The sequence below is a fragment of the Sulfitobacter sp. 1A10359 genome (genome assembly GCF_043558145.1).
Lineage (GTDB): Bacteria > Pseudomonadota > Alphaproteobacteria > Rhodobacterales > Rhodobacteraceae > Sulfitobacter > Sulfitobacter faviae.
In genome coordinates this window covers 247,504-272,441 of the sequence record NZ_JBIFGB010000001.1, presented here as the reverse complement: position 1 = coordinate 272,441, position 24,938 = coordinate 247,504, and the positions used below count along the sequence as shown (strand labels likewise).

Sequence of the window (24,938 nt, the reverse complement as noted above, 5' to 3'; positions counted from 1 at the left end):
ACATGCAGGTTGCTAAAGATCTGGCCAAGGCCATTGGAAACACACCGCTGATCCGACTGCGCGGCGCGAGCGAAGAGACCGGCTGCGAAATCTTGGGCAAGGCGGAGTTCATGAACCCCGGCCAATCGGTCAAGGACCGCGCGGCGCTGTTCATCATCCGCGACGCCATCGCACGGGGTGAATTGAAGCCCGGCGGCACCATCGTCGAAGGTACTGCTGGCAACACCGGCATCGGGCTCGCGCTGGTCGGCGCGTCGATGGGTTTCAAAACCGTCATCGTCATCCCCGAGACCCAGTCGCAGGAAAAGAAAGACATGCTGCGGCTGGCCGGTGCGGAATTGGTGCAGGTGCCGGCCGCACCCTACAAGAACCCCAATAACTTCGTCCGCTATTCCGAGCGTTTGGCCAAGGAACTGGCCAAGACCACGCCCGAGGGGGTGATCTGGGCCAACCAATTCGACAATACCGCCAACCGTCAGGCGCATATCGAAACCACTGGCCCCGAGATCTGGGAACAAACCGGCGGCAATGTCGATGGCTTCTGCTGCGCTGTCGGCTCGGGCGGGACGCTCGTTGGTGTGGCTATGGCGCTACAACCCAAAGGCGTGAAGATCGCGCTGGCCGATCCTGATGGCGCGGCGCTGCACAGCTACTATACCGAGGGCGAGTTGAAGTCCGAAGGCAGCTCCATCGCCGAAGGCATCGGGCAGGGGCGGATCACTGCGAACCTCGAAGGGTTCAAGCCCGATTATTCCTACAATATCTCCGACGAAGAGGCGCTGCCGGTCGTCTTTGACCTGCTGGAGAATGAGGGGCTCTGCCTTGGTGCCTCCTCGGGCGTCAATGTCGCCGGGGCCATGCGTCTGGCGAAAGAGATGGGGCCGGGCCATACCATCGTGACCGTGCTGTGTGACTTCGGCACGCGCTATCAATCCAAACTCTTCAACCCGGAGTTCCTGCGCGAGAAGGGGCTGCCGACGCCCGCATGGCTTGATGCCGCGCCGCAATCCATCCCAGGTGTTTTCGAGGATACATGACCCAAATGCTCCGCTTCGCCCTTGGCCTTACCGCGTTGCTGGTCTGGCTGACCGGCGCTGCTGTCGCACAGGAACCGGCTCTGCCGGATTTCGATCAATGGGAAACCGTCGCCTCTTCGGCTGAAGAGGCGATTGACGCGCCCGAGACCACCGAAACCATGCTGGAGGTGCAGCGCGCCCGGCTGGTGGATTACCGCGCCGAATTCGATGCGGCGCGCAACCTGAACGCGGCGCGGATCAGCGCGCTGCGCGAACAATTGGCCGCGCTTGGTACCCCGCCGGAGGGCGAGGGGGCCGAGCCGGAATCGCCCGAAGTCGCCGCCAACCGTGAAGAGTTGAACCGACAGCTCAACACCCTGCTGACCCCGGTTCAGCGGGCCGAAGCGGCATATCTGCGCGCCGATGCGCTGATCGGGCAGATCGACGTGGCCCTGCGCGAACGCCAGACCGAGCAGTTGATGGAGGTAGTGCCCACGCCGCTCAACCCCGTCCATTGGCGCACCGCGGTTGACGATCTGGCCACCGCCGCTGGCGAAATTGCCGCCGAAGCCCCAGACGATGCCGATACGGCGCGGCGCAGCCTGCGTTCCTCTCTCCCTGCGGTTCTGGCCCTCACCATTCTGGGCTTGGTGCTGATCTTCCGCGGCCACCATTGGTCGACCGCGATTGTGGGTCGGCTTCAGCAATTCGGCGCGCGCGGCTTTGGCATTTGGCGCTTTGTCGTGTCTCTTTTGCGGATCATCCTGCCCACGGTCGGTCTGGTTTTGCTGGCCATGGCCGTCTTGGCAACCGATTGGCTCGGCCCGCGCGGCTCGACCCTTGTGCAGCTGATCCCGGTGATCGGCGGCGCGATGCTGGGTGTTCGCTGGGTCGCCGAACGGGTGTTCTCGCGCGATGAGGACGAGGCGCTGATCCTGCTGCCCGCGGCTGAGCGCAAAGCGGTTCGTTTCTACGTCAGCATCATCACCGTCACCGTCATCCTTGGCGCCATCATCACCGCCATTTTCGACGGCCAGCAACCGGCGGAAACCACCGAGGCCGTACTGCGCCTGCCGGTGATGCTGCTGAGCGCTTTTGCCCTGTTCCGCATCGGGAAAATCCTGCGCGGTTACAGCGATCCGGTGGCGGAAGACGTCTCCGCCGCCGAAGAGCCGCGGACCTCGACCCTGAACCGTGTCGTGCGTGGGCTTGGCCTAGGCGCCATGATCGTGGCCGTGGTAGCGCCCCTTTTGCTAATCAGTGGCTATTACAACGCCGCCGTTTCGCTGCTGCCGCCCTATGTCACCACGCTGGTGCTGCTGGGGCTGGTCATGACGCTGCAACGCTTCTTGGCCGATGTTTACGGTGCGATGACCGGGCAGGGGGTGCAGGCGCGCGATGCGCTGATGCCGGTGTTCTTTGGCCTGATCCTGCTCCTGCTGTCGCTGCCCGTGATGGCGCTGGCATGGGGCGCGCGGGTCACCGACCTGACTGAGCTTTGGGCGCTGTTCAGCCGTGGCTTCGCCTTTGGCGAGACGCGGATCCGTCCTACAGATTTCCTCTCCTTCGCGGTGATCTTCGTGATCGGCTATGCCGTCACCCGTCTGATTCAAGGCGCGCTGCGCAGCAACGTCCTGCCCAAGACGCGGATGGACATCGGCGGGCAGAACGCCATCGTTTCGGGGATTGGCTATGTGGGGATTTTCCTCGCCGCGCTGCTCGCCATCACCGGGGCGGGAATCGACCTTTCTGCGCTGGCCTATGTTGCCGGGGCACTCTCGGTCGGTATCGGTTTCGGCCTGCAAAACGTGGTGTCGAACTTCGTCTCCGGCATCATCCTGTTGATCGAACGTCCGATCTCCGAGGGGGATTGGATCGAGGTGGGTGGCCAGATGGGCTATGTGCGCGACATCTCGGTGCGCTCCACAAGGATCGAGACCTTCGACCGCACCGATGTGATCGTGCCCAACGCCGATCTAATCAGCGGCACGGTCACCAACTACACCCGCGGCAATACCGTGGGCCGCCTCATCGTGCCCGTGGGCGTGGCTTACGGCACCGACACCAAACGGATCGAAGGCATCCTGCAAGAGATCGCCGAGGCGCAGCCCATCGTCCTGACCAACCCGCCGCCCGCGGTCTTGTTCTTGAACTTCGGCGCCGATGCGCTGGAGTTCGAGGTGCGCTGCTACCTGCGGGACGTGAATTGGATGATGAAGGTCAAGAACGACATCAACCACGCCATCGCCGCGCGTTTCAAAGAGGAAGGGATCGAAATTCCTTTTGCCCAACGCGACCTATGGCTGCGCAACCCTGAGACGTTGAAGGCCGAAGCACCGAAAATAGAAGATGACGCAAAGCCGGAGCCGCAGGCATGACGGGCGAGCTGTACCGGACCGAGACCTACCTGCGCGACGCCCCGGCCCGCGTGGCGGCCCATACGCCCGAAGGTGGGGTGATCTTGGACAATTCCCTGTTCTACCCCACGGGCGGCGGCCAGCCGGGCGACAGCGGGTGGCTGACGTGGGACAAGCAAGAGCTTACCATCGCGACCACGGTGCGCGACCGCGACAGCGGCGGCATCGCGCTGGTTCCGGCGGAACCGCGTCCTTTGCCGCCGGTGGGCGCTTTCGTGAAACAGGAACTCGATTGGGACCGCCGTCACAAGCACATGCGCGTCCATACGGCGCTGCACCTTCTGTCGGTCGTGATCCCGCATCCGGTCACGGGGGGGCAGATTTCGGCCACCCATGGGCGGCTCGATTTCAACATGCCCGATGCGCCGCAGGATCGCGAGGAACTAGAGGAAGCGCTGAACCACTTCGTCTCCCTCGATACGCGGGTGAGCGAGGACTGGATCACCGAAGCCGAATTGGACGCCGCGCCTGAGCTCATCAAAACCATGTCCGTCGCCCCGCCGCGCGGACGGGGGGACATTCGCCTGATCCGCATCGGAGAGGCGCAGGACCCCATCGATCTACAGCCCTGCGGCGGCACCCATGTCGCCCGCACCGGCGAGATCGGCGGGCTTCGCCTTGGAAAGATTGAGAAAAAGGGCCGTTTGAACCGCCGGGTCTATGTTCATCTGGGCGGTTAGATAAATTTATCGTCTCTGGGGGGAATTCGCTCTTGCAACTCACTGCCCCCCCAAGCTAAACCCCGCCTCAACGGAGCGGTGGCCGAGTGGTCGAAGGCGCACGCCTGGAAAGTGTGTAGGCGGGAGACCGTCTCCAGGGTTCGAATCCCTGTCGCTCCGCCATTTTCCCTTTTTTTGCAGAAAGAAGCTGTTGCCCGTGGGGCCATGCGGCGGCGTATGTAGAAAAGCCCGGCACCTTTCGGGCCGGGCTCTCTCAGGTCTATCTATGACAGTTTAGCGGGAGTCGTTGCCCGCGCCGTAACCACCATAGGCGAAACCTTCGCCCAAGCTGCTCACGGGGCCGCTGGTCGAGAAGGTGGCGACCGGCGCACTCTCGTCCGAGAATGTTTCCAAGCGCAGGTCAGCGGCGCGCTCATTAGGGCGGGTTTCACCGGCATCCGCGGCATGGACGACATCAGCCGTGACAGACGTGTCCAAGCGCAGGTCTTCGTAGCGCGTCGATTGGCCTGCGAAGCTTGCGGTGGCGATCAAAGTGGCGGCGGCGGTTGCGATAAAGAGTTTCATTGTTCTAGTCCTTTCAGGTTTGGGAAAGGGCGTCGGCTTTCTCGCTCTGGGGAGAGGCGGGGAGGTCGGGAGGCCCGTTCGATACAATGATATTAAGACGCAGTGAGGGGCGGTTACAAAGCAACTCGGATCACGGCCCAGTGTTAGAGCGAGACCCGGCGCGATCAGATCGTAACAAATTGCCATAGCCTCATAAGATACTGTTCTTAATAAGTTATCCCTGCGTCGCGGGCCGGGGCCCATGACGCTAGTCGGCCCCGCGAAGAGCGTTCAAGACCTGTTACACAGACGTCGCAGAAACGTGTGTGCCGCCGCCGCAAGCAAACCTCTTTGGCCCGTGTGAAATGTTTCAATCCTACTGGTCGACCGAGAGGCACAAAAAAGCCCGAAGCGGATATTCTCCGCTCCGGGCTGCTTGATGTGGCCGAAAGAAAACTCAGCCGATGGGTTCGTAAAGCACCACGCGGGTGTTCATCGGCACGCGGTTATAGAGCTCGGCCATCTGATCGTTCACCAGACGGGCACAGCCGTTCGAGACGCGTTTGCCCAATGTGCTGGGGTCATTGGTGCCATGGATGCGCAAGAAGGTATCGCCGCGCTCCTCGGTGAAGAGATAGAGGGCACGCGACCCCAGCGGATTGTCCAAACCGCCTTCCATACCATCGGCGTATTTCTTGTATTTCTCCGGCTCGCGGTCGATCATACCCGGGGTTGGGGTCCAGCTCGGCCATTCCTTTTTGGCACCGACGTAGAACTCACCGGATTCATAAAGACCAGGGCGGCCCACGCCCACGGTATAGCGCCACGCCATATTGTCGGGCAGAGTCCAGTAGAGCGCGAAATTGTCGGGATCGACGTGGATTTCATAGGGCGGCGCGCCCGCCGCGATCGGCACTTTGCGCGGCATCATCTCTGGCGGCACGTCATAGCTCGGCATTTCCTTGGGCGGGTGCGCCAGTGCGGGCGTGGCAAGGATACCGCCGAATGCGGCACCGCTGGCGGCTACACCGGTGATGAAATGTCGTCTCTTCATTGCGTCGTTCCCCTATTCTTCAATCTCGTGTTGAAAGGGAAACCGTTTCAGCGCCTTGCCGTTCCATCGCGCGGGCCGGATCACAAACTGTTGTAGCCAACCGGCAGCGTGTCAAACCGACAGCCTGTCGATCACGCCCTGCGCCCAACGGTCGGCGGATTGGCCAAAGCAATCGTGCAGGGAATCCACCGCCGTCACGCTGCCGAGCGCCAGCCGCCCCAGCAGGCAAAGGCCCGGCACGGGGCGTCCGTCAACGGCGCGCAGCGTCCCGTCAGGTGCGGTCGCTGCGGCCAGATCGGATGACAGCGGGGAGAGCAAACCTTGGGAGATGAGATCGGGCAGGGGCGGTGCTGCGATGCTCGAGAGGTTCGGCGCAGGCAGCACCGCGTCGACGATGACCGACACCTCCGCCGCGTGCCCCTCCACCTGCAATGTCCAGCCTTGCGCGCTATTCGTGATCTCTGGATTGGTGGCGAAGGACAGGTCGACCAGCCCCGCGTCGATCAGCGCCAAAAGCTCTCGTGCGGAGGCGAGGGGTGGGCCGTAGGAATATCGTTTCAATCCCTCATCGAAGTCTATCAGCCGCTTGGCTGTCTGGGGCGACGCGCCGCGCGGGTTGAATGCCGCACGCCATGTGTCTTGCCATTTGCGCCAAACCTGCCCGAGCGCGTAGCCAATACTCGGCGCGACCTCTCCGGCGGCCAGTTCTATCCCGTGACGCAGCGCCTTCATGGGGGGCAACTGGTCCTGCGCGCCGGGGTCTGACCATTCCACCTCTAACCAGTTCGCGATTTCCGCCGCCCGCACATTCTGGGGCGCGAGGATGCGCGCGACCACGGGCAGGAGGGCGTCAGAGATCAACGAAGGCGCCGCTTCGCGTGCCGCACTGACCGCAGCCGTGGCGGCTTTTGAGAAACCTGCGGTCTCTTCCGATGTGGGATTGAACAGCGCGTTGAAAGCGGCAGCCTGTGGCTTGGGGAAGGGGGGTTGCCCGTTGAGCGAGAAGGGCAGAATGCGGCAGGGCTCCCGGCCCGAGGCATGATAACCCGCCGCATCGAAGCGCCCGCCCTGCGCCATGGTCAGACCGCGCAACACGTCATAGGTCGACAGCCCCAAGCCCCGGATCGCGACGTGCTTGCCCCGCCATGCCGCCGCCCTCGGGCGCAGATCTGCAGCCGGATAGGCCTGCGCGACTTCCGCCTCGCGCTGCGCCGCGTGCTCTTCCCAATCGGCCCACTGCGCGTCCGGCTCGACAGGGGGCTGCCCGAGGGTGAGGAGCACTTCGTCATATAGCGCCTCCGACCCGCTTTCCGATTGCACACGCCAGCCTGCCCCCTCGGGCGAGATGCGGGCCACAGCGGCGGGGATCACCCTGCAAGTCACGCCAGTTTTCGTAAAACCCCGGGCAAAAAGATCGTCCCGCCGCGCCATAAGGTAGCGGCCTATTTCGGCGCGGGAGGGGAAACTGTCGGGATGGACTGGGCGGTCTTGCCACTCCGCGAAATGCCCGACCCGCGACCCCTTTGGCGGGCGGATCGCGATGTCGCGGTTAGGGATATTAAGCAGACAATAGGCGGGCTCGGAGGGGGCGAAGTTCGGACCCGTGCCGGGATGGGGGCCGGGTTCATAGATGTCGATCTGTATCCGCCCTTCGGTCCCCGTAAGCCGTTGCGACAGAGCCTCCAACGCGCCAAGGCCGCGCGGCCCGAAACCGATCACCGCAATGCGCGCCGTCTTTATCTGCATCTCTCTCCCCGGCATGTGTTTGGCGCGACCGTAGAGCCGTACCACGGCCAGCGAAAGCCCACCGGCGACAAAATCGGGCAACAAAAAAGGCACCCGAAGGCGCCCTTAACAATTCACTCATCCCGCCCGAGAGGCTGCGATCAGCCGCCCCAGCTGCGCACTGTGCCGCAGTCCATATGGGTGAAGTTGGAGCCGGAGTAGCGCCCGACACCGCCACCGCGACAAGCCATCGCCGCGCGGGCCACCTGATGCACCGAGCGCGAGGCAAGGCGCAGGTCAGCGGCCTGACCTTTGAGGTGCAGCGAATTCTTGGCGACACCGCTAGAACGGGAGCGCAGCATCGCGTTGGTTTTCGGGCTGCGGTAGCCGGAGAGGAGCATATAGGGCTCGTTCACATCCAGCAGATTGTGCGACGCGGCCATGATATCGATGGTGCGCAGGTCCATGTTGATGACATCGTCAGTCCGCCAGTCGCGCATGAAGTGGTTGATCTCGGCAAAGGCGTCTTTGATATAGTGGCCTTCGATCCAATAGATCATGTCCAACCGCTCACCGGTGCGGCCCGAATACATGCGGATGCGGCGAATGTCGCCTGCGCCCCGCAGAAAGCCTGCTGCGTTCGAGAAGGTGGGAGCTGCTGCAACGGTGGTTGCTGCGAATGCGCCGAGAAGGGCGCGTCGGGTCATCCCCGAGGAGCTTTTGCCTGTCATGTGTCTCTGTCCCGTCGTCTGCCAAAGTTACCCAAGATGTTACATGGGCCATTCATCTCATCCCCAGATGCAACATTGTTATTGCATAGCGGGAAAACCTGACCAAGGGCTGAATCGGAATGGTTCCCGAGTGGTTCAAATTTAGGCAAGTTTTTGCGCAATGCGATTAAAAAACCCAATGTTTGCAGGGGCAACCGATGCGCGATCCGCACAGGCCATCACGCGTTTTTCCTGCGAACGGAAATTTGAATGGACTTGCGCGTAGTATTATTGGCAAACCGGGCAGGCAATAGGGTCGCGCGGCGGCAATGGTATATTCACGGGGTACGACATGGGTTTCAGCGCGACTTATTCACGGCAACTGTCCAAATTTATCGCAGGGTTTGCCCTGTTGATTTCGGCACTGGTCCTTGCCGCGCCTGCCACGGCGCAGGTCACCGCTTTCAAACAAGCCGTCGCCGAAGCTGCTGCCCAAGACGATGACATCGCCGCCTTCTATCGTGAGAACGATTATACCGCGATCTGGACAGGGGCCGCCGAAGAGCACCGCGCGCGCCGGTCGGAACTGATGCGGGCGATCACCACGGCGGATGATCATGGCCTGCCGGTCACCCGCTACAACCCCGATGCCGTCTTGGAGATGCTGCGCACGGCCAAGACCCCGCGTGATCGGGGATTCGCCGAGGTGGAGTTGAGCCGCGTGTTCCTACGCTATGCCCGCGACGTGCAGACCGGTGTGCTGATCCCCAAACGGATCATCAGCCAGATCGTGCGCGAAATTCCGTACCGTGACCGGAAGAGCTATCTGCAAGACCTGCCCAAATCCACGCCTGCCGCTTATTTCCGCGCCCTGCCGCCGCGCAGCCTTGAGTATAACGCGCTGCTGAAAGAGAAGATCGCGATGGAAAAACTGCTGTCGCAGGGCGGCTGGGGGCCCTCGGTGCCCGCGGGCAAGCTTGAGCCGGGCGATACCGGAAATGACGTGATTGCCCTGCGCAACCGCCTGATCGCCATGGGCTTTCTGGAGCGGTCCAATGCCGTGGGCTATGACGCCAGCCTGACCGAAGCCGTGCGCCAGTTCCAAGAGGCCCACGGGCTGAACACCGATGGCGTCGCCGGTCCGGCCACGATGAAGCAGATCAACATCGGCGTCGAGCAGCGGCTGCAATCGGTCATGGTCGCACTTGAGCGTGAGCGTTGGTTCAACACCGACCGCGGCAAACGCCATATCCTTGTGAACATCCCCGATTTCTCGGCCAAGATCATCGACGATGGCAAGATCACCTTCCAGACCCGCTCGGTCGTGGGGGCCGCTCGCGAGGACCGCCCGACGCCCGAATTCTCGGACGTGATGGAGCATATGGTGGTCAATCCCAGCTGGTATGTGCCGCGGTCAATCGTCACTGGGGAATACCTGCCGCAGCTCAAGCGCAACCCCTATGCCGTGGGCCATATCGAGATTACCGACAGCCGGGGCCGCAAGGTGAACCGCGGCGCGGTGAACTTCAACCGCTATACCGCGCGGAGCTTCCCCTTCGCCATGCGCCAACCGCCCAGCAAGACCAATGCCTTGGGTCTGGTGAAGTTCATGTTCCCCAACAAATACAACATCTACCTGCATGACACCCCGGCCAAGAGCCTGTTTGCCCGCGATGTGCGTGCCTTTAGCCATGGCTGCGTGCGTCTGGCCGAACCGTTTGAGTTCGCCTATGCGCTGCTGGCGCCGCAATCGGCGGATCCCGAAGGCGAGTTCCAAGCCATTCTGCGCAGCGGACGCGAGACGCGCGTCGTCCTCGAAGAGCAGGTGCCGGTGCATCTGATCTACCGCACCGCCGTGACCAACGCCCGCGGCCATACCGAATACCGCGATGACGTCTATGGCCGGGATGCACTGATCTGGAACGCGCTCTCCAAGGCGGGGGTGGCCTTGCGCGGCGTTCAGGGGTAACTCTCGGGCGCGCAACAAGTAAGGGCCGCCCGAAATGACCTATAGTGTTCAGCAAATCGCCAAAGCCGTCGGCGCCAGCGCCGAGGGCGACATCGAACTCATGGTCAGCGGCGTGGCCGAACCGGCCAGCGCGAAACATGGCGAAATGGCGCTGGCGATGGACCCGCGCTATGCCAGCAGCCTTTCCGATGGCGCCGCCGAAGTGGCGATGCTTTGGGAGGGAGCCGACTGGCGCGCTCTGGGCCTCAAGGCTGCGATCCTGCCCAACCGCCCGCGCTATGCGCTTTCCGGCGTGACGCGGATGCTCGACAAGGGGCAGGGGTTCAAGCCGGGCATCCATCCTACAGCCGTGATCGACCCCGAGGCCGTGCTGGGCGAGGGCGTCTCGGTCGGCCCCTTGGCGGTGATCTCTGCCGGGGCGCGGATCGGCGCGGGCAGCGTCATCGGGCCGCTGTGTTTTGTCGGCGTGGATGCGACATTGGGCGATGGCTGTTTTCTGCGCGAACATGTCAGCATCGGCGCGCGGGTCACCATCGGATCGGGTTTCATCGCGCAGTCGGGCGTGCGCTTGGGCGGCGACGGTTTCTCTTTCGTCACGGCTGAGCTGTCCACCGTGGAAAGCGCGCGGCAAACGCTCGGCGATCAGGGCGATGCCGCCCCGCAGCCTTGGACCCGTATCCATTCGCTTGGCGCTGTGACCATCGGCGCGGATGTCGAAATGGGCATGGGTTCCACCATCGACAACGGCACCATTCGCGACACGCAGGTCGGCGACGGCACGAAAATCGACAACCTCGTGCATATCGGCCACAACGCGGTGATCGGCAAAAACTGCCTGCTCTGCGGACAGGCAGGCGTGGGCGGCTCGACCCGCGTGGGCGACAATGTGGTGCTCGGCGGGCAGGTCGGTCTGGCCGACAACATCACCATCGGCGACCGGGTGATCGCGGGCGGGGGGACCATTGTGCTCTCCAACGTGCCCGAGGGGCGCACCATGTTGGGCTACCCCGCCACCCAAATGAGCAAGCAGACCGAAATCTATAAAGCGCTGCGCCGTTTGCCCAAGCTGCTGCGTGATGTCGCGGCCCTGCAAAAGGTGGTTTCCAAAGCCGACAAGGCTGACTAAACCTGCCGCGGACATATGTTGGGGGACGCCGCATGAGCACTCAGGATCAGGTCATTACCATCCTCGCCGAACAGGCCATGATAGAGCCGGAGGATGTCACGCTCGACAGCACGCTTGAAGACCTCGGGATCGACAGCATGGGGGTTGTGGAATGCATCTTCGCGATTGAAGAGACATTCGACATCAACGTGCCTTTCAACGCCAACAGCCCCAGCGAAAGCGATTTCGACATCTCGACCGTGCGCAGCATCGTCGCCGGGGTGGAACGGCTGCAAGCCGAACAGAGCTAAGCGATGCGGCGCGTTGTCATCACCGGCGCGGGCACGATCAACGCTCTGGGCCTGTCGGTGCCCGAGACGCTGGCGGCCATGCGCGAGGGCAAATGTGGCATCGGTCCGCTGGAGTTCCGCGATGTGGAGCGGCTGGCCATCCGCATCGGCGGTCAGGTGCGCGGGTTCGAGGCCGAGGGCCGCTACAACCGCCAGCAAATCGCGCTTTATGATCGGTTCACGCAATTCACCCTCACCGCCGCCCGCGAGGCGATCGAGCAATCGGGCCTGACCTTCACCGATGACTTGGCCGCCCGCGCCGGGGTGGTGCTGGGCACGGCGGGGGGCGGTGTCTCGACATGGGACGACAATTACCGCGCGGTTTACGAAGAGGGCAAAAATCGGGTGCATCCCTTTGTGGTGCCCAAGCTGATGAACAACGCCGCGGCCAGCCATGTCAGCATGGAATGGAACCTGCGCGGGCCGTCCTTCACGGTCTCCACCGCCTGTGCTTCGTCGAACCACGCCATGGCACAGGCCTTTGCCATAGTCCGCTCCGGCATGAGCCCTGTGATGGTGACGGGCGGATCCGAATCCATGCTTTGCTTCGGCGGGGTGAAGGCTTGGGAAGGGCTGCGCGTGATGAGCCGCGATGCCTGCCGCCCGTTCTCGGCCAATCGCAACGGAATGGTGCAGGGCGAGGGCGCGGGTGTCTTTGTCTTTGAAGACTATGAACACGCGTGCGCGAGGGGAGCCGAGATCCTCTGCGAAGTCGCGGGGTTCGCCATGACCTCGGATGCCAGCGACATCGTGATGCCCTCCAAAGCCGGGGCCGCGCGGGCGATGGAAGGGGCGCTGGCCGATGCGGGGATCAGCCGCGAAGAGGTCGGCTATATCAATGCTCATGGGACTGGAACGGCGGCGAACGACAAGACCGAATGTGCGGCGGTGGCGGATGTCTTTGGCTCCCATGCGGACCGGTTGATGATCTCTTCCACCAAGTCGATGCACGGGCATGTCATCGGCGGCACCGGCGCGGTTGAACTGCTGGCCTGTATCATGGCGCTGCGCGACGGGGTGATCGCGCCGACCATTGGCTATGAGGAACCCGACCCGGAATGCGCGCTCGACGTCGTGCCCAATGAGGCACGCGAGGCACAGGTCGATGTGGCGCTCAGCAATGCTTTCGCCTTTGGCGGGATGAACGCCGTGCTGGCGCTGCGCCGCGCCTGATCCACGCGCGGCCATAAAAAATGCCGCCCCCGAGATCGGGCGCGGCATTCAAATCGGTAAAATCCAGTCTTACTGCTCGATCACCGAGACTTCGTCGTAGCTGGCAGTGAACCCGTCGAGCGAGAGGGTCAGCTTCACTTCCTGATCCGGTGCCAGAGCGGGCACGATGGTCAGCACCGCTTCTTTGCCACGCTTGAACGCACCGATATCGGCATCGGTCAGGCCCATGCGGACATAGCAGCCCACGGGGTTGCAGAAGGCATAGGGGTAGCGGCGGGCCTTGCCACCGTCGACCGACAGGGTCAACTGCGCGGGCAGGGCGGTCTCAAGCGGGACGACAACCGTGGCACCGGCCTTGGCCTGACCACCATCGGGAAGACGGAAGAGCGAGACTTCGGCAACCGGCGCGCCTTCGCCATCGGCGAGGAGTTGGTACATCTGGCAGGGGTCGACCTCTTCCTCGGTCTTGATGCAGCGCATCTCCCAAGCACCGATCTCTTTCTTGGTGTAGGGCTTGCCCAGATCGGGGTCTTTGTCCGCATCTTCACCGAGGCTCAGCTGCTCTTCGATCTGCGAAGCATTGCCGCTGGTGCCGGGCTGGGGCTGCTGCTCTTCGGTCTGGGGGGTGTCTTCTTCCGTGGCGGTCTGGGCGAAAGCCGTCATTGGGGCCGTCAGTGCAAGCGCTGCACAAAGCGGCAGGGCGGTCATAAACTTGCTCATGTCATATCCACATTTGTTGCGTTACCGCCCCTTACCACGCCGCCCCGGGATTGTCAGTGCCAAGGGCCGCATTTCGATCAAGGTTCGGGCAATTTCATGCCGACCCCGCAATCGCGGTTTTCCCGCGATGTCAGAGGCTTAAAGACCAGAAATGCAAAAGGGGACGCAGCGCGCCCCCTTTCCGTGTACTTTCTCCCCGTCGGACTGGGCCGACTTATTAATGCCACGTTAGGCAAGCGCGTGATGCCGGTCAACAGGAAAAATGCGACAATCTGTCAGGGTTTTAGCACGGCCCCAGTCAGAAAAAGGGCCGCACCCGAAGGCGCGGCCAAGTCTAACAGGGAGGAAGTACACCCGCCCGACGAAAGGACATGCGAGCGGGATGCCTTCACTATGGCGCGCAAAGGTTAAGTTTGTATGCTCTGGTGGAACGGACGAATGGCTAAAATTGACAGAAAGGCCCTAGCGTGAGCAGTGACATCTTTATCGGCGGCGGCGGTCCCGACCATGCGACAAAGCAATTCCTCGATCTTGGCTATGCCAACCGTCATGGGCTGATCGCAGGGGCGACGGGCACGGGCAAAACGGTGACGCTGCAAATCCTTGCTGAGGGCTTTGCCAATGCAGGGGTGCCGGTGTTCCTGTCGGATGTGAAGGGCGATCTGTCCGGCCTTGCCGTCGCGGGGAGCGAGGCCGCCAAACTGCACGGCGCTTTCACCGAACGCGCGGCCAAGATCGGTTTTGACGACTATAGCTATCAATCCTTCCCGGTCACCTTTTGGGATCTCTTTGGTGAGCAGGGCCACCCCGTCCGCACCACGGTTTCCGAAATGGGGCCGCTGCTCATCGCGCAGTTGCTCAGCCTGTCCGAGGCGCAGGAGGGCATCCTGAACATCGCCTTCCGCGTGGCCGATGAGGAAGGGATGCCGCTTTTGGATCTGAAAGACCTGCAATCCCTACTGGTCTGGGTCGGCGAGAATGCGAAGGAATTGGCGCTGCGCTATGGCAATGTCTCGACCGCCTCCGTCGGCACCATTCAACGGCGGCTGCTGGTGCTGGAGAACCAAGGCGGCGCGCAGTTGTTTGGCGAGCCGGCGCTGGCGCTCTCGGACCTCATGCGCTGCGACGCCGAAGGGCGCGGGCGGATCAACATCCTCGCCGCTGACAAGCTCATGGCCTCGCCCAAACTTTATGCGACTTTCCTGCTGTGGCTCATGTCCGAACTGTTCGAGGAACTGCCCGAGGTGGGCGACCGCGACAAACCCAAGCTCGTGTTCTTCTTCGACGAGGCGCATCTGCTGTTCGACGATGCGCCCAAGGCGCTGGTCGACAAGGTGGAACAGGTGGCGCGGCTCATCCGCTCCAAAGGCGTCGGGGTTTATTTCGTCACCCAGAACCCCGCCGATGTGCCCGACGATATCCTCGGCCAGCTTGGCAACCGTATCCAACACGCGCTACGCGCCTTTACCGCGCGGGATCGTAAGGAACTGCGCCAAGCCGCCGAGACCTACCGCGAGAACCCGCGCTTCGACACCGAAGAGGCGATCCGCGAGGTCGGTGTTGGGGAGGCCGTGACCTCCATGCTGCAACGCAAGGGCGTGCCGGGCGTGGTGGAGCGTACCTTGATCCGCCCCCCGTCTTCGCGGCTCGGCCCGATCACCGTGGCGGAGCGTGCGGCGGTGCTGGCGGACTCCGATCTGGCGGGGAAATACGAGACCGTGCAGGACCGCGAGTCGGCCTATGAAATGCTGAAGGCCCGCGCGGAGGCGGCGGCCAAGGAGGTGGAAAAGATCGAAGCCGCGGCAGAGGCCGAGGACGCAGCCGCGCGTGAGTTCCAGAAGGCCCGCCGCTATGGCGGGGCACGCAGCGGCGGCAGCCGGTCAAGCCGCAAGGCGACGGATGGTTTCGGCGATGCCATCGCAAGCGCGGTGATCAAAGAGCTGAAAGGCACCACCGGGCGCCGGATCGTGCGCGGCATCTTGGGCGGATTGTTCAAGGGGCGTTGAAGCGGCCTGAGAGATGAAAAAGGGGCGCGGTATTGCGACCGCGCCCCTTTTTATATCGTGAAGCTCAGCGGGATTTACCGCTCGGGGATCAACCCACGCGGGCTGAAACGCAGGACCAGAAGCAGCACGATGCCCATGGTCAGAAGCCGCATATGCGCCGCGCTCTCGATCAGATGGGCCTTCAGCGCCGATCCTTCGGACATGCCCGCCGTGATCAGGTTCATCAGCCACAGGCCCATCGGCTCGACCTGCACCCAGAGGAACCAGATCAGGAAGCCGCCAAGGATCGCGCCGAAGTTGTTGCCCGACCCGCCAACGATCACCATCACCCAAATGAGGAAGGTAAAGCGCAGCGGCTGGTAGGTGCCGGGCGTCAACTGGCTGTCCATCGTCGTCATCATCGCCCCCGCGATGCCGCAGATCGCGGAGCCGAGGATGAAGACCTGCAAATGCCGCGCGGTCACGTCCTTGCCCATGGCCTCGGCCGCGACTTCGTTGTCACGGATCGCACGCAGCATCCGGCCCCATGGCGAGTGCAGCGCACGCTGGCTCATCCACAACAGGACGATCAGAACGGCGGCAAAAAGCGCGATATAGAGCAGTTTGACCCAGAGCGTCGAGGCATCCACGGGATCAAAGCCGAAGCCCGCCGCACGCTCCACGAAGGCGGGGTTGTTTTGCAGGTCGATCTCATAAGGAACAGGGCGGGGCAGACCGATCACATTCTTCACGCCGCGGCTCAGCCAGTCTTCGTTCTTTAGGACCGCGATGATGATCTCGGCAATCCCCAGCGTCGCAATCGCCAGATAATCCGACCGCAGGCCAAGGGCCGTCTTGCCGATCAGCCACGCCGCGCCAGCGGCAAAGAGGCCGCCCACGGGCCAAGAGATCAGCACCGGCAGGCCAAGACCCCCGAGATAGCCGGTCTGCGCGGGGTTGATCGCCTCGACCGCTTGAACGGCGGGGTCAAGCAGGGCACGGAAGATGAAGAAACCAATGACCAAGACCGCGATCACCGAAAGCGTGCGCAGCGTGCCCGGCGCCATCCGTTTCATCAGCATGACCGCCGCCACCACGGTAGCCGCCCCAAGCGCCAGCGCCCCCAGAATGGCGAAACCACCGGTGGACCAAGCGCCCTCGGTCGGGGGCATGGAGACCAGCACAGCCGCCAGACCGCCAAGCGCCACAAACCCCATGACGCCCACGTTGAACAGCCCCGCAAAGCCCCATTGCAGGTTCACCCCAAGCGCCATGATCGAAGAGATCAGACCCATGGCGATGATCAGCAGAGCCGAGTTCCAACTTTGCGCAAAGCCGGTGTAGATGATCATCAAGGCGATGATCGCGAAAAGGATCGTGTTTTTCACAGTCTGGGTCATACCGATTTCCCCTTGAACAGGCCGGTGGGCTTGATCAGCAGAACGATCAGAAGAATGACGAAGCTGACCGCAAATTTGTAATCCGTGCTCATGAGCTGCACCAAGCCGTCCGGCTGCAAACCTTCGGGCATCACATAGCCCAGCACCTTCTTCCATGCGTAGGTGATCGTGACCTCGCTAAAGGCGATCACGAAACCGCCCGCGATGGCCCCCACCGGAGAGCCGAGCCCGCCGACGATGGCCGCCGCAAAGATCGGCAGCAGAAGCTGGAAATAGGTGAAGGGTTTGAACGACTTATCAAGGCCATAAAGCGTGCCTGCGATGGTCGCCAAGGCGGCCACGATCATCCATGTGATCATCACCACTCGCTCGGGGTTGATGCCCGACAAGAGCGCCAGATCCTCGTTATCGGAATAGGCGCGCATGGATTTGCCCGCCCGCGTCTTGTTAAGGAACCAAAACAGCAGCGCCACGACAATGATCGCGGTGACGATGGTGATGCCTTGGGTGGTCTTGAAGGCCAGACCCTCGCGCAGGCCGGTCATTTCCTTGAAATCCCGCGCCGACATGATGAAGCGCTGGCCGTCGAGGAAGTTCTGGTCGTCCGCGCCGATGATGAAACGGGTGATGCCGTTGTAGATGAAGGTCACGCCGAGCGACACGATCACAAGGATCACCGGCTTGGCCTTTTGCTCGCGGTAGAACTTGTAGACCACCTTGTCGGTGCCGAGCACCAGAAGCATGGTAAAGGCGATGCCGAAGGGCAGGGCCAGAAGCGCTGTCGGCAGCACGCCGAGGCTCAGACCCATGGACTGGAACAGCCATGTCATCAGGATCGTCGCCATGGTGCCCATGGCCATCGTGTCGCCATGGGCGAAGTTGGAAAACCGCAAGATGCCGTAGACCAGCGTCACGCCAAGCGCGCCGAGCGCCAGCTGCGAGCCATAGGCGATGCCCGGTATGATCACATAGTTCGAAAGTGCAATGAAAGCGTTGAGCAGATCCATGTTCAGCCCCCCAGAAACGATTTGCGGACTTCAGGATCGGCCAAAAGCTCTTTGCCGGTGCCGGTAAAGGCATTCGCCCCCTGCACAAGCACATAGCCTTTGTCCGCGATCTCAAGCGCCTGCCGGGCGTTTTGTTCGACCATCAGGATCGGGATGCCGGTGCGGGCGACCTCGATGATGCGGTCGAAAAGCTCGTCCATGACGATGGGCGAGACACCCGCCGTCGGCTCATCCAGCATCAGCACCTTGGGCTGGGTCATCAGCGCGCGGCCCACGGCCACCTGCTGGCGTTGCCCGCCAGAAAGCTCGCCCGCCGCCTGATGGCGCTTTTCCTTGAGGATCGGGAAAAGGTCATAGACCTGCGCCATCGTATCGCGAAAGTCATCGCGGCGGATGAAAGCGCCCATCTCAAGGTTCTCTTCGACCGACATGGAGGTGAAGATGTTCGAGGTCTGGGGCACGAAACCCATGCCCTTGGCCACACGGTCCTGCGGGCTGAGTTCGGTGATGTCTTCACCATCCAGCCGCACATGGCCCTTGCGCATATCGAGCATGCCGAAAACCGCCTTCATGCCGGTGGATTTGCCCGCCCCGTTGGGGCCAACGATCACCGCGATCTCGCCGCGGTCCACCGCGATGGTGCAATCATGCAGGATGTCGGGGCCGTTGCCGTAGCCCGCCGTCATGCCGTCACCGATCAGGAAGGGGCCGCCGGGGGCGGGGTGGGTTTTGCCGCTGGCCTTGGGCATGATACTGCCTTGGCCCTTTGCGTTGCCGACCGACCAATCTTTGTTGCCGCGGTCGCCGTAGGGATCATTGCTCATGCGCCTACCTTGTCCTTGTTCTTCAGCCCGGTGCCGAGATAGGCCTCGATCACCTGTTCGTTCGCCTTGATCTCATCCAGCGTGCCTTCGGCCAGAACGTGGCCCTCGGCCATGCAGATCACCGGGTCGCAAAGGCGGCCAATGAAATCCATGTCATGCTCGATCACAACGAAGGTGTAGTTGCGCTCTTGGTTGAGGCGAATGATCGCGTCGCCGATGGTGTTTAGCAGCGTGCGGTTCACGCCCGCGCCGACCTCGTCCAGAAAGACGATCTTGGCGTCGACCATCATGGTGCGGCCAAGTTCCAGCAGCTTTTTCTGCCCGCCCGAGATCTGGCCCGCCTTCTGCTCGGCCAGATGTTCGATGGTCAGAAACTCCAGCACCTCGTCGGCCTTGGCCTTCAGCGCGCGTTCCTCATTGGCGATGCGCTTGGTGCCGAACCATGTGTTCCACAGCGTCTCGCCCGACTGGTTGCCCGGCACCATCATCAGGTTCTCGCGACAGGACATCGAAGAAAACTCATGCGCGATCTGGAAAGTGCGCAGAAGCCCCTTGTGGAACAGCTCATGCGGGGGCAGGCCGGTGATGTCCTCCCCGTCCATGGTGACGCGGCCCGAGGTGGGCTGAAGCACGCCGGCAATTACGTTGAACAGCGTGGTTTTCCCCGCGCCATTTGGGCCGATCAAACCGGTGATCGATCCTTTCTCGATCGACAGGCTCGCCCCGTCGACGGCGTGAAACCCGCCGAAGTGTTTGTGTACGTCGTCTACGACGATCATATGTCCATCCCCGTGTCCGCCACCTTGTGGCTGGTTTTTATTGGTCGTCATATGGGCCGCGCAGGCAGATGCGCGCCGCCATACCTGTTTACAATGAGCTGAGATTCTTGGAAGGGACCGCTGCGATCCTGATCTGAAGAAAGCCCTGCGCTGCCTTGTCAGAGGCAGATTGCGCCGTATTGCCGAAATCGCGTTCAGCAAAATACTGGCCCAAAGCCCTGACCGAGACGGCCATACGTTGCTTTTTCATCCTGTCCTCCCAGACGGGACGTGTTTTCCACGTCCTCAATAGGGGATTTGTACTGGCTGCATCCCCGGAAGAAAAGCCGATTTCCTAAGCAAAAGGCCCGATCGCACTGCGACCGGGCCTCTCTTAGCGGTTAGATGGTGGCGCGGATCAGCGGTAGCCGACCGTGACCATCTTGCCGTCCTTCATCTCGATCTCGCGGTAGTTGCCCGCGCTCTCGCCCGGTCCGATCAATTCGACCGCCGAAGCACCGACATAGTCCACGTCGCCGCCGTCTTTGATGATCTGAAGCGCTTTGCCCAATTCACCCGGCAGGATTTTCTCACCCGGTGCGTTGGCGACTTCCATCACCTTTTCCTTGTACGCCGCCGGATCGTTGGAGCCTGCGGCCTGCATCGCCAGCAGCATCAGCGCCGCCGCGTCGTAGGATTCAGGCGAGAAGGCGTTGGTCGGCTCGAAACCGGCTTCTTTGCCCATCTTCTTGTAGTTGTCGGGGCCTTCGCCAGCAGCACTCGGGTTCTGACCAAAGGAGCCATCCGCAATCTCGGCGAATTTCTCTTCCAGCGTGTCGGAGACCATGCCGTCGGGGAACATGAAGACGTCGAATGCACCGGCGTCCAGCGCACCATTCACGATGCCCGCGCCACCTTGGTCGACATAGCCTGCCACGACCAGAACCTCACCACCGGCAGAGGCCAGCGCGCCGACTTCGGCGGAGTAGTCCGCTTTGCCGTCTTCATGCGAGGTGTTGATGGTCACGGTGCCGCCGGATTCTTTGTAAGCGGTCTCAAAGCTGTCGGCCAAACCTTTACCATAGTCGTTGTTGGTATAGGTGACGGCGACTTCCTTGATGCCACGGTCGTTCAGGATGTCGGCCATGACCTGACCCTGACGTGCGTCCGACGGCGATGTGCGGAAGAACAGACCGTTGTCTTCGACCGTCGACAGGGCGGGCGATGTCGCGGAGGGCGAGATCATCACGATGCCGTTCGGAATGGCGACGTTTTGCAGCGAGGCGGTGGTTTCACCCGAGCACATGCCGCCCACGATGCCGCTCACACGGTCGGAGGTGATCAGACGCTCAGCCGATGCCACAGCAAGGCCGGCATCGATGCAGCCGGTGTCGCCACGCTCGGACGAAACGGTGGCGCCGTCGAGGAACAGGCCGCTCTCGTTAACCTCGGAAATCGCCAGTTCGGCGCCTGCGGCCATGTCATTGGCCAGCGATTCCAGCGGGCCGGTGAAGCCCAGCAGAATGCCGATCTTGGTGTCTTCAGCATGCGCGCCAGTGGCGAGCAGGGCAACGGCCGTTGTGGCCATCAGAATTTTTTTCATTTGGTACTCTCCCTTAGTTGAACTCTCGTTCTGATCGAACGTTAGGTCGTGGTTTCGAAAAAGAAAAGGCGATTTATAAAGTGTTTTTCGCGGGCAGGTTTTCGCGTGGACCGGGAACGATGGTGGAAATGGGCGGTGGGCTGGCTATGTCTTGAACCAAGCCCCCATGCCCAAAGGAGCCTGCCCATGACCCGCGCAAAACACCTCGCCACCGCCGCCTTCATCAGCCTCGGCAGCCTCTGCGCCGCGGGCTTCGCCACAGCGCAGAGCGGTCTCACGATCACCCCCATGGCCGAGGATCTCGAAGCCCCGTGGGGCGTTGCCCCCTTGCCGGGTGGCGGTCTGTTGGTGACAGAGAAGGCCGGGCGTTTGATCTACCAAAAAGACAACACACGGCATGAGGTCTCGGGCCTACCGGAGGTGGCCGTGATCGGGCAGGGCGGTCTGTTGGACATCACCTTGGCCGGGGATTTCGCGCAAAGCCACCTGCTGTTCCTGACCTATGCCAAACCCCAAGAGGGCGGCGGCGCGGGGACCGCTTTGGCCAGCGCGCATCTGTCAGAGGATACCCGCAGTCTTGAAAACCTAACCGAGCTTTTCGCCATGAAGCCGGGCAGCAGCGGCGGCCAGCACTTCGGCTCGCGCGTGGTCGAAGCGCCGGATGGCACGCTGCTGGTGACCATCGGCGAACGCGGCGATCGTCCGGCGGCGCAGGACCGCAGCACCCATAACGGCAGCATCATCCGTGTGAACCGCGACGGCTCGGTCCCCGATGACAACCCCTTTGTCGACACGCCCGACGTGCTGCCTGAAATCTGGTCCTACGGCCATCGCAACCCGCAAGGGGCGGGGCTGGATCTGGATGGGCGGCTTTGGGTGTCGGAACACGGGGCCAAGGGCGGGGATGAGGTGAACCGCATCACCAAAGGCACGAATTACGGCTGGCCCGTGATTTCCTACGGTGAGCATTATTCCGGCGCGAAGATCGGCGAGGGCACGGCGAAAGAGGGGATGGCGCAGCCCGAATTCTACTGGGACCCGTCCATCGCGCCTGCGGGGCTGATGGTCTACTCCGGCGCGCTTTTCCCTGAATGGGAAGGTGACATCTTCGTCGGCTCGCTCAAGTTCGACTATATCGCCCGGCTGAGCGGCACGCCGCTGGAAGAGGTGGCGCAGATCAAGACCGCCGAGACCGCCCGCGTGCGCGATGTCGTCGAAGGGCCCGAGGGTGGGATCTGGTTCATCTCAGAGGTCAACGGCACCGTCTACCGGATCACGCCTTGACGCTCAGGCGGGCTGCCGGGTGGATTGGCTGCCGCGCTCACGATAAGGCGTGGTCTGGTAATGCGCCCGGTAGCATTTCGAGAAATGCGAGGGCGAGGCAAAGCCGCAGGCCAGCGCCACGTTGATCACGCTCATATCCGTCTGCATCAACAGGTTGCGCGCCTTTTGCAGCCGCAATTCCATATAGTAACGTTTTGGGCTGCGGTTCAGGTAGCGCCGAAACAGACGCTCTAGCTGGCGGGTCGACATGCCCACGTCACGGGCGAGGATGGAGGGGCTGATCGGCTCTTCGATGTTGCGCTCCATCTGCTGAATTACTTGGGAAAGCTTCGGATGGCGCACGCCGATTCGCGTGGGCACCGACAGGCGCTGCGTGTCTTGGTCGGTGCGGATCGAGGAATAAATGAGCTGATCCGCCACGGCATTGGCAGTCTCCTCACCGTGGTCATCGGCGATGAGTTTCAGCATCATGTCCAAAGAAGACGTGCCGCCCGCCGTGGTCAGCCGGTTGCCGTCGACCACGAAGACCGATTTCGTCAGAATAACCTCTTCGAATTCCTCGCCGAAACTGTCCTGATTCTCCCAGTGGATCGTCGCGCGTTTGCCGTCGAGCAGCCCCGCCTTGGCCAGCGTATGCGCCGCGGTGCACAGCCCGCCGACAACCAGCCCCTTGCGCGCCTCGCGGCGCAGCCATGCCAGCAGCTTTTTCGTGGTCGCGGCCTGCACGCCGATGCCGCCGCAGATCATGATGGTATCGTCGCGGCCCAACTCCTCAAGCCCGCCGTCCAGTGCGAACACCGCGCCGGATGAGCTTACACAGGTCTCACCGCTTTCGCCCACGACCTGCCATTCATAGACCTCGCGTTCGAGCATGCGGTTGGTGATCCGCAGGCATTCCACCGCCGAGGCAAAGCTCAGAAGGGTAAAATTCTCCAACAACACAAAGACGAAGCGCCGCGGCTTGTCGGTCTGGGGGGGCATGCGGGTGGCCGGGCGCGGTTGGGACATCACGGCGTCTTTCTATTCAGGTCGTCTCTGCCGACATGTGCCATGGCCGTCAGAACTTGCCGGAAACATTGCCCACGGGCCTCACGCCACGTCAATAGGGCGCATTTCGGTTCTGGTCACTTTCCCCGCGCCTTTGTATAGAGAAAGATCACGAAGTGCCGACACTCGGCGCTGTGGAGCGGAGTAGAAAGATGACAGACTGGAGCACCTCGAGCTGGCGCAGCAAACCGCGCGTCCAGATGCCCGATTACCCTGACCAAGCCGCATTGGAAGCGGTTGAGGCACAGCTGGCACGCTATCCGGTCCTCGTTTTTGCGGGCGAAGCACGCCGATTGAAGAAACATCTGGCCGCCGCAGGCCGTGGCGAAGCCTTTCTATTGCAGGGCGGTGATTGCGCCGAAAGCTTTGAGCAGTTCAGCTCGGACGCCATTCGCGACACCTTCAAGGTGATGTTGCAGATGGCCATCGTGCTGACCCATGGGGCCAAGGTGCCGGTGATCAAACTGGGCCGCATGGCCGGTCAATTCGCCAAGCCGCGCTCGGCCCCGACCGAAGTGGTGGATGGCGTGGAACTGCCCAGCTACCGCGGCGATATCATCAACGATCTGGCCTTCAACGAAGCGGCGCGTATCCCCGACCCGCAAAAGATGCTGCGCGCCTATACGCAGGCCGCCGCCACGTTGAACCTGCTGCGCGCCTTCTCAACCGGGGGCTATGCCGATGTGCATCAGGTCCACGGCTGGACGCTGGGCTTCACCGATGACGAAAAGGCCGAGAAATACCGCGAGATCGCCAACCGCATCTCCGACACGCTTGATTTCATGGCGGCCGCTGGGGTGACCGCCGAAACCGCGCATACGCTGCAATCGGTGGAATTCTACACCAGCCACGAGGCGCTGCTGCTGGAGTATGAAGAGGCGCTTTGCCGCCGTGACAGCCAGACCGGCAAGTGGCTTGCAGGCTCGGGTCACATGATCTGGATCGGTGACCGCACGCGGCAGCCCGACGGGGCGCATGTGGAGTTTGCCAGCGGCGTGCAAAACCCGATTGGCCTGAAGTGTGGTCCCTCGATGACCAGCGATGACCTCAAACAGTTGATGGCTAAGTTGAACCCCGAGAATGAAGAGGGCCGTCTCACCCTGATCTCGCGCTTTGGTGCGGGGCAGGTGGGCGATCACTTGCCGCGTCTGATCAAGACCGTTCAGGAAGAGGGCGCTAATGTTGTCTGGACCTGTGACGCGATGCACGGCAACACGATCAAATCCTCGACGGGCTACAAGACCCGGCCCTTCGATTCCGTGCTGCGCGAAGTGCATGAGTTCTTTGCCGTGCATAACGCCGAAGGCTCCGTCCCCGGCGGTGTGCATTTCGAGATGACCGGCCAAGACGTGACCGAATGCACCGGCGGTGTGCGGGCGGTCAGCGACGAAGACCTGTCGGACCGTTACCACACGGCCTGCGACCCACGGCTCAACGCCAGCCAGTCGCTGGAACTGGCCTTCCTCGTGGCCGAGGAACTGTCGAACCGCCGCGTGGCACAGACGGCGCGGGCGGCGGGGTAACATCCTCGACCTGCACTTGTATTTGACGAAAGAAACGCCGTCCCG

22 protein-coding genes and 1 tRNA gene are annotated in these 24,938 nt (G+C 62.3%); 11 read left to right on the top strand and 12 right to left on the bottom strand.

From position 1 onward, the window contains the following. Positions 1-2 precede the first annotated feature (2 nt). From ACGYK2_RS01330 to ACGYK2_RS01315, 4 genes are all read left to right on the top strand, one after another. Complete coding sequence (locus ACGYK2_RS01330) at positions 3-1,037, top strand: cysteine synthase A (RefSeq protein ID WP_271687256.1); 1,035 nt, start codon at positions 3-5, stop codon at positions 1,035-1,037. Then, positions 1,034-3,394: a DUF3772 domain-containing protein gene (locus ACGYK2_RS01325; RefSeq protein ID WP_271687257.1), complete on the top strand. Its 2,361-nt coding sequence runs from the start codon at positions 1,034-1,036 to the stop codon at positions 3,392-3,394. The genes ACGYK2_RS01330 and ACGYK2_RS01325 overlap by 4 nt, the downstream gene beginning before the upstream one ends. After that, positions 3,391-4,113, top strand: coding sequence for an alanyl-tRNA editing protein (locus tag ACGYK2_RS01320; RefSeq protein ID WP_271687258.1), 723 nt, complete (start codon positions 3,391-3,393; stop codon positions 4,111-4,113). Before ACGYK2_RS01325 ends, ACGYK2_RS01320 begins: the two co-directional genes overlap by 4 nt. Positions 4,114-4,185: 72 nt before the next feature. Continuing rightward, a tRNA-Ser gene (locus ACGYK2_RS01315) sits at positions 4,186-4,275 on the top strand. Between the two features lie 111 nt (positions 4,276-4,386). On the opposite strand, the gene ACGYK2_RS01310 is transcribed toward ACGYK2_RS01315, so the two are convergent. From ACGYK2_RS01310 to ACGYK2_RS01295, 4 genes are all read right to left on the bottom strand, one after another. After that, positions 4,387-4,677 (bottom strand): hypothetical protein, encoded by a 291-nt coding sequence (locus ACGYK2_RS01310; RefSeq protein WP_271687259.1) that lies wholly within the window; start codon positions 4,675-4,677, stop codon positions 4,387-4,389. 436 nt (positions 4,678-5,113) lie between these two features. After that, positions 5,114-5,710, bottom strand: coding sequence for a L,D-transpeptidase (locus ACGYK2_RS01305; RefSeq protein WP_271687260.1), 597 nt, complete (start codon positions 5,708-5,710; stop codon positions 5,114-5,116). Positions 5,711-5,821: 111 nt separating this feature from the next. Next, positions 5,822-7,549 carry an FAD/NAD(P)-binding protein gene (locus ACGYK2_RS01300; RefSeq protein ID WP_271687261.1) on the bottom strand — a complete coding sequence of 576 codons (1,728 nt, stop codon included), beginning with the start codon at positions 7,547-7,549 and terminating at the stop codon, positions 5,822-5,824. Positions 7,550-7,596: 47 nt separating this feature from the next. Beyond that, positions 7,597-8,166, bottom strand: a complete 570-nt coding sequence (locus ACGYK2_RS01295) for a DUF882 domain-containing protein (protein ID WP_067267369.1) — start codon at positions 8,164-8,166, stop codon at positions 7,597-7,599. Positions 8,167-8,497: 331 nt separating this feature from the next. Between ACGYK2_RS01295 and ACGYK2_RS01290 the strand changes: the two genes are divergently transcribed. From ACGYK2_RS01290 to ACGYK2_RS01275, 4 genes are read left to right on the top strand one after another with little or no spacing between them, the layout of a single operon-like run. Continuing rightward, a complete protein-coding gene (locus ACGYK2_RS01290) occupies positions 8,498-10,114 on the top strand; it encodes a murein L,D-transpeptidase (RefSeq protein ID WP_271687262.1) in 1,617 nt (538 codons plus the stop codon). Between the two features lie 34 nt (positions 10,115-10,148). Continuing rightward, on the top strand, positions 10,149-11,240 hold the full coding sequence (gene lpxD / locus ACGYK2_RS01285; protein ID WP_276154401.1) for a UDP-3-O-(3-hydroxymyristoyl)glucosamine N-acyltransferase: 1,092 nt from the start codon (positions 10,149-10,151) through the stop codon (positions 11,238-11,240). A 32-nt stretch (positions 11,241-11,272) separates the two neighbouring features. Further along, positions 11,273-11,530 carry an acyl carrier protein gene (locus ACGYK2_RS01280; protein WP_209217782.1) on the top strand — a complete coding sequence of 86 codons (258 nt, stop codon included), beginning with the start codon at positions 11,273-11,275 and terminating at the stop codon, positions 11,528-11,530. A 3-nt stretch (positions 11,531-11,533) separates the two neighbouring features. Then, complete coding sequence (locus ACGYK2_RS01275; RefSeq protein WP_271687264.1) at positions 11,534-12,742, top strand: beta-ketoacyl synthase; 1,209 nt, start codon at positions 11,534-11,536, stop codon at positions 12,740-12,742. Between the two features lie 69 nt (positions 12,743-12,811). On the opposite strand, the gene ACGYK2_RS01270 is transcribed toward ACGYK2_RS01275, so the two are convergent. Beyond that, entirely contained in the window at positions 12,812-13,462 is a 651-nt protein-coding gene (locus ACGYK2_RS01270; RefSeq protein ID WP_271687265.1) for an invasion associated locus B family protein, read from the bottom strand. A gap of 467 nt (positions 13,463-13,929) precedes the next feature. On the opposite strand from ACGYK2_RS01270, the gene ACGYK2_RS01265 reads away from it, so the two are divergent. Then, the gene (locus tag ACGYK2_RS01265; protein ID WP_271687266.1) at positions 13,930-15,468 is read left to right on the top strand and encodes a helicase HerA-like domain-containing protein; all 1,539 of its coding nucleotides are present in this window, start codon (positions 13,930-13,932) and stop codon (positions 15,466-15,468) included. 74 nt (positions 15,469-15,542) lie between these two features. Here ACGYK2_RS01265 and ACGYK2_RS01260 read toward each other — a convergent pair whose 3' ends face one another. The 6 genes from ACGYK2_RS01260 to ACGYK2_RS01235 form a co-directional block, all read right to left on the bottom strand. After that, the gene (locus ACGYK2_RS01260; RefSeq protein WP_271687267.1) at positions 15,543-16,847 is read right to left on the bottom strand and encodes a branched-chain amino acid ABC transporter permease; all 1,305 of its coding nucleotides are present in this window, start codon (positions 16,845-16,847) and stop codon (positions 15,543-15,545) included. Next, positions 16,844-17,854, bottom strand: a complete 1,011-nt coding sequence (locus ACGYK2_RS01255) for a branched-chain amino acid ABC transporter permease (protein ID WP_271687268.1) — start codon at positions 17,852-17,854, stop codon at positions 16,844-16,846. The genes ACGYK2_RS01260 and ACGYK2_RS01255 overlap by 4 nt, the downstream gene beginning before the upstream one ends. 2 nt (positions 17,855-17,856) lie before the next feature. Beyond that, complete coding sequence (locus ACGYK2_RS01250) at positions 17,857-18,678, bottom strand: ABC transporter ATP-binding protein (protein WP_271687269.1); 822 nt, start codon at positions 18,676-18,678, stop codon at positions 17,857-17,859. After that, complete coding sequence (locus ACGYK2_RS01245; RefSeq protein WP_067266791.1) at positions 18,675-19,457, bottom strand: ABC transporter ATP-binding protein; 783 nt, start codon at positions 19,455-19,457, stop codon at positions 18,675-18,677. The genes ACGYK2_RS01250 and ACGYK2_RS01245 overlap by 4 nt, the downstream gene beginning before the upstream one ends. An 88-nt stretch (positions 19,458-19,545) precedes the next feature. Further along, positions 19,546-19,707, bottom strand: coding sequence for a hypothetical protein (locus ACGYK2_RS01240; RefSeq protein WP_271687270.1), 162 nt, complete (start codon positions 19,705-19,707; stop codon positions 19,546-19,548). Between the two features lie 147 nt (positions 19,708-19,854). Beyond that, positions 19,855-21,039, bottom strand: a complete 1,185-nt coding sequence (locus ACGYK2_RS01235) for an ABC transporter substrate-binding protein (protein WP_271687271.1) — start codon at positions 21,037-21,039, stop codon at positions 19,855-19,857. 186 nt (positions 21,040-21,225) lie between these two features. Between ACGYK2_RS01235 and ACGYK2_RS01230 the strand changes: the two genes are divergently transcribed. Continuing rightward, positions 21,226-22,323, top strand: a complete 1,098-nt coding sequence (locus tag ACGYK2_RS01230) for a PQQ-dependent sugar dehydrogenase (protein ID WP_271687272.1) — start codon at positions 21,226-21,228, stop codon at positions 22,321-22,323. A gap of 3 nt (positions 22,324-22,326) precedes the next feature. Here ACGYK2_RS01230 and ACGYK2_RS01225 read toward each other — a convergent pair whose 3' ends face one another. Continuing rightward, positions 22,327-23,331, bottom strand: coding sequence for a GlxA family transcriptional regulator (locus ACGYK2_RS01225; RefSeq protein ID WP_271687273.1), 1,005 nt, complete (start codon positions 23,329-23,331; stop codon positions 22,327-22,329). A gap of 191 nt (positions 23,332-23,522) precedes the next feature. Between ACGYK2_RS01225 and ACGYK2_RS01220 the strand changes: the two genes are divergently transcribed. Continuing rightward, positions 23,523-24,893, top strand: a complete 1,371-nt coding sequence (locus ACGYK2_RS01220) for a class II 3-deoxy-7-phosphoheptulonate synthase (RefSeq protein ID WP_271687274.1) — start codon at positions 23,523-23,525, stop codon at positions 24,891-24,893. Positions 24,894-24,938: the final 45 nt, after the last annotated feature.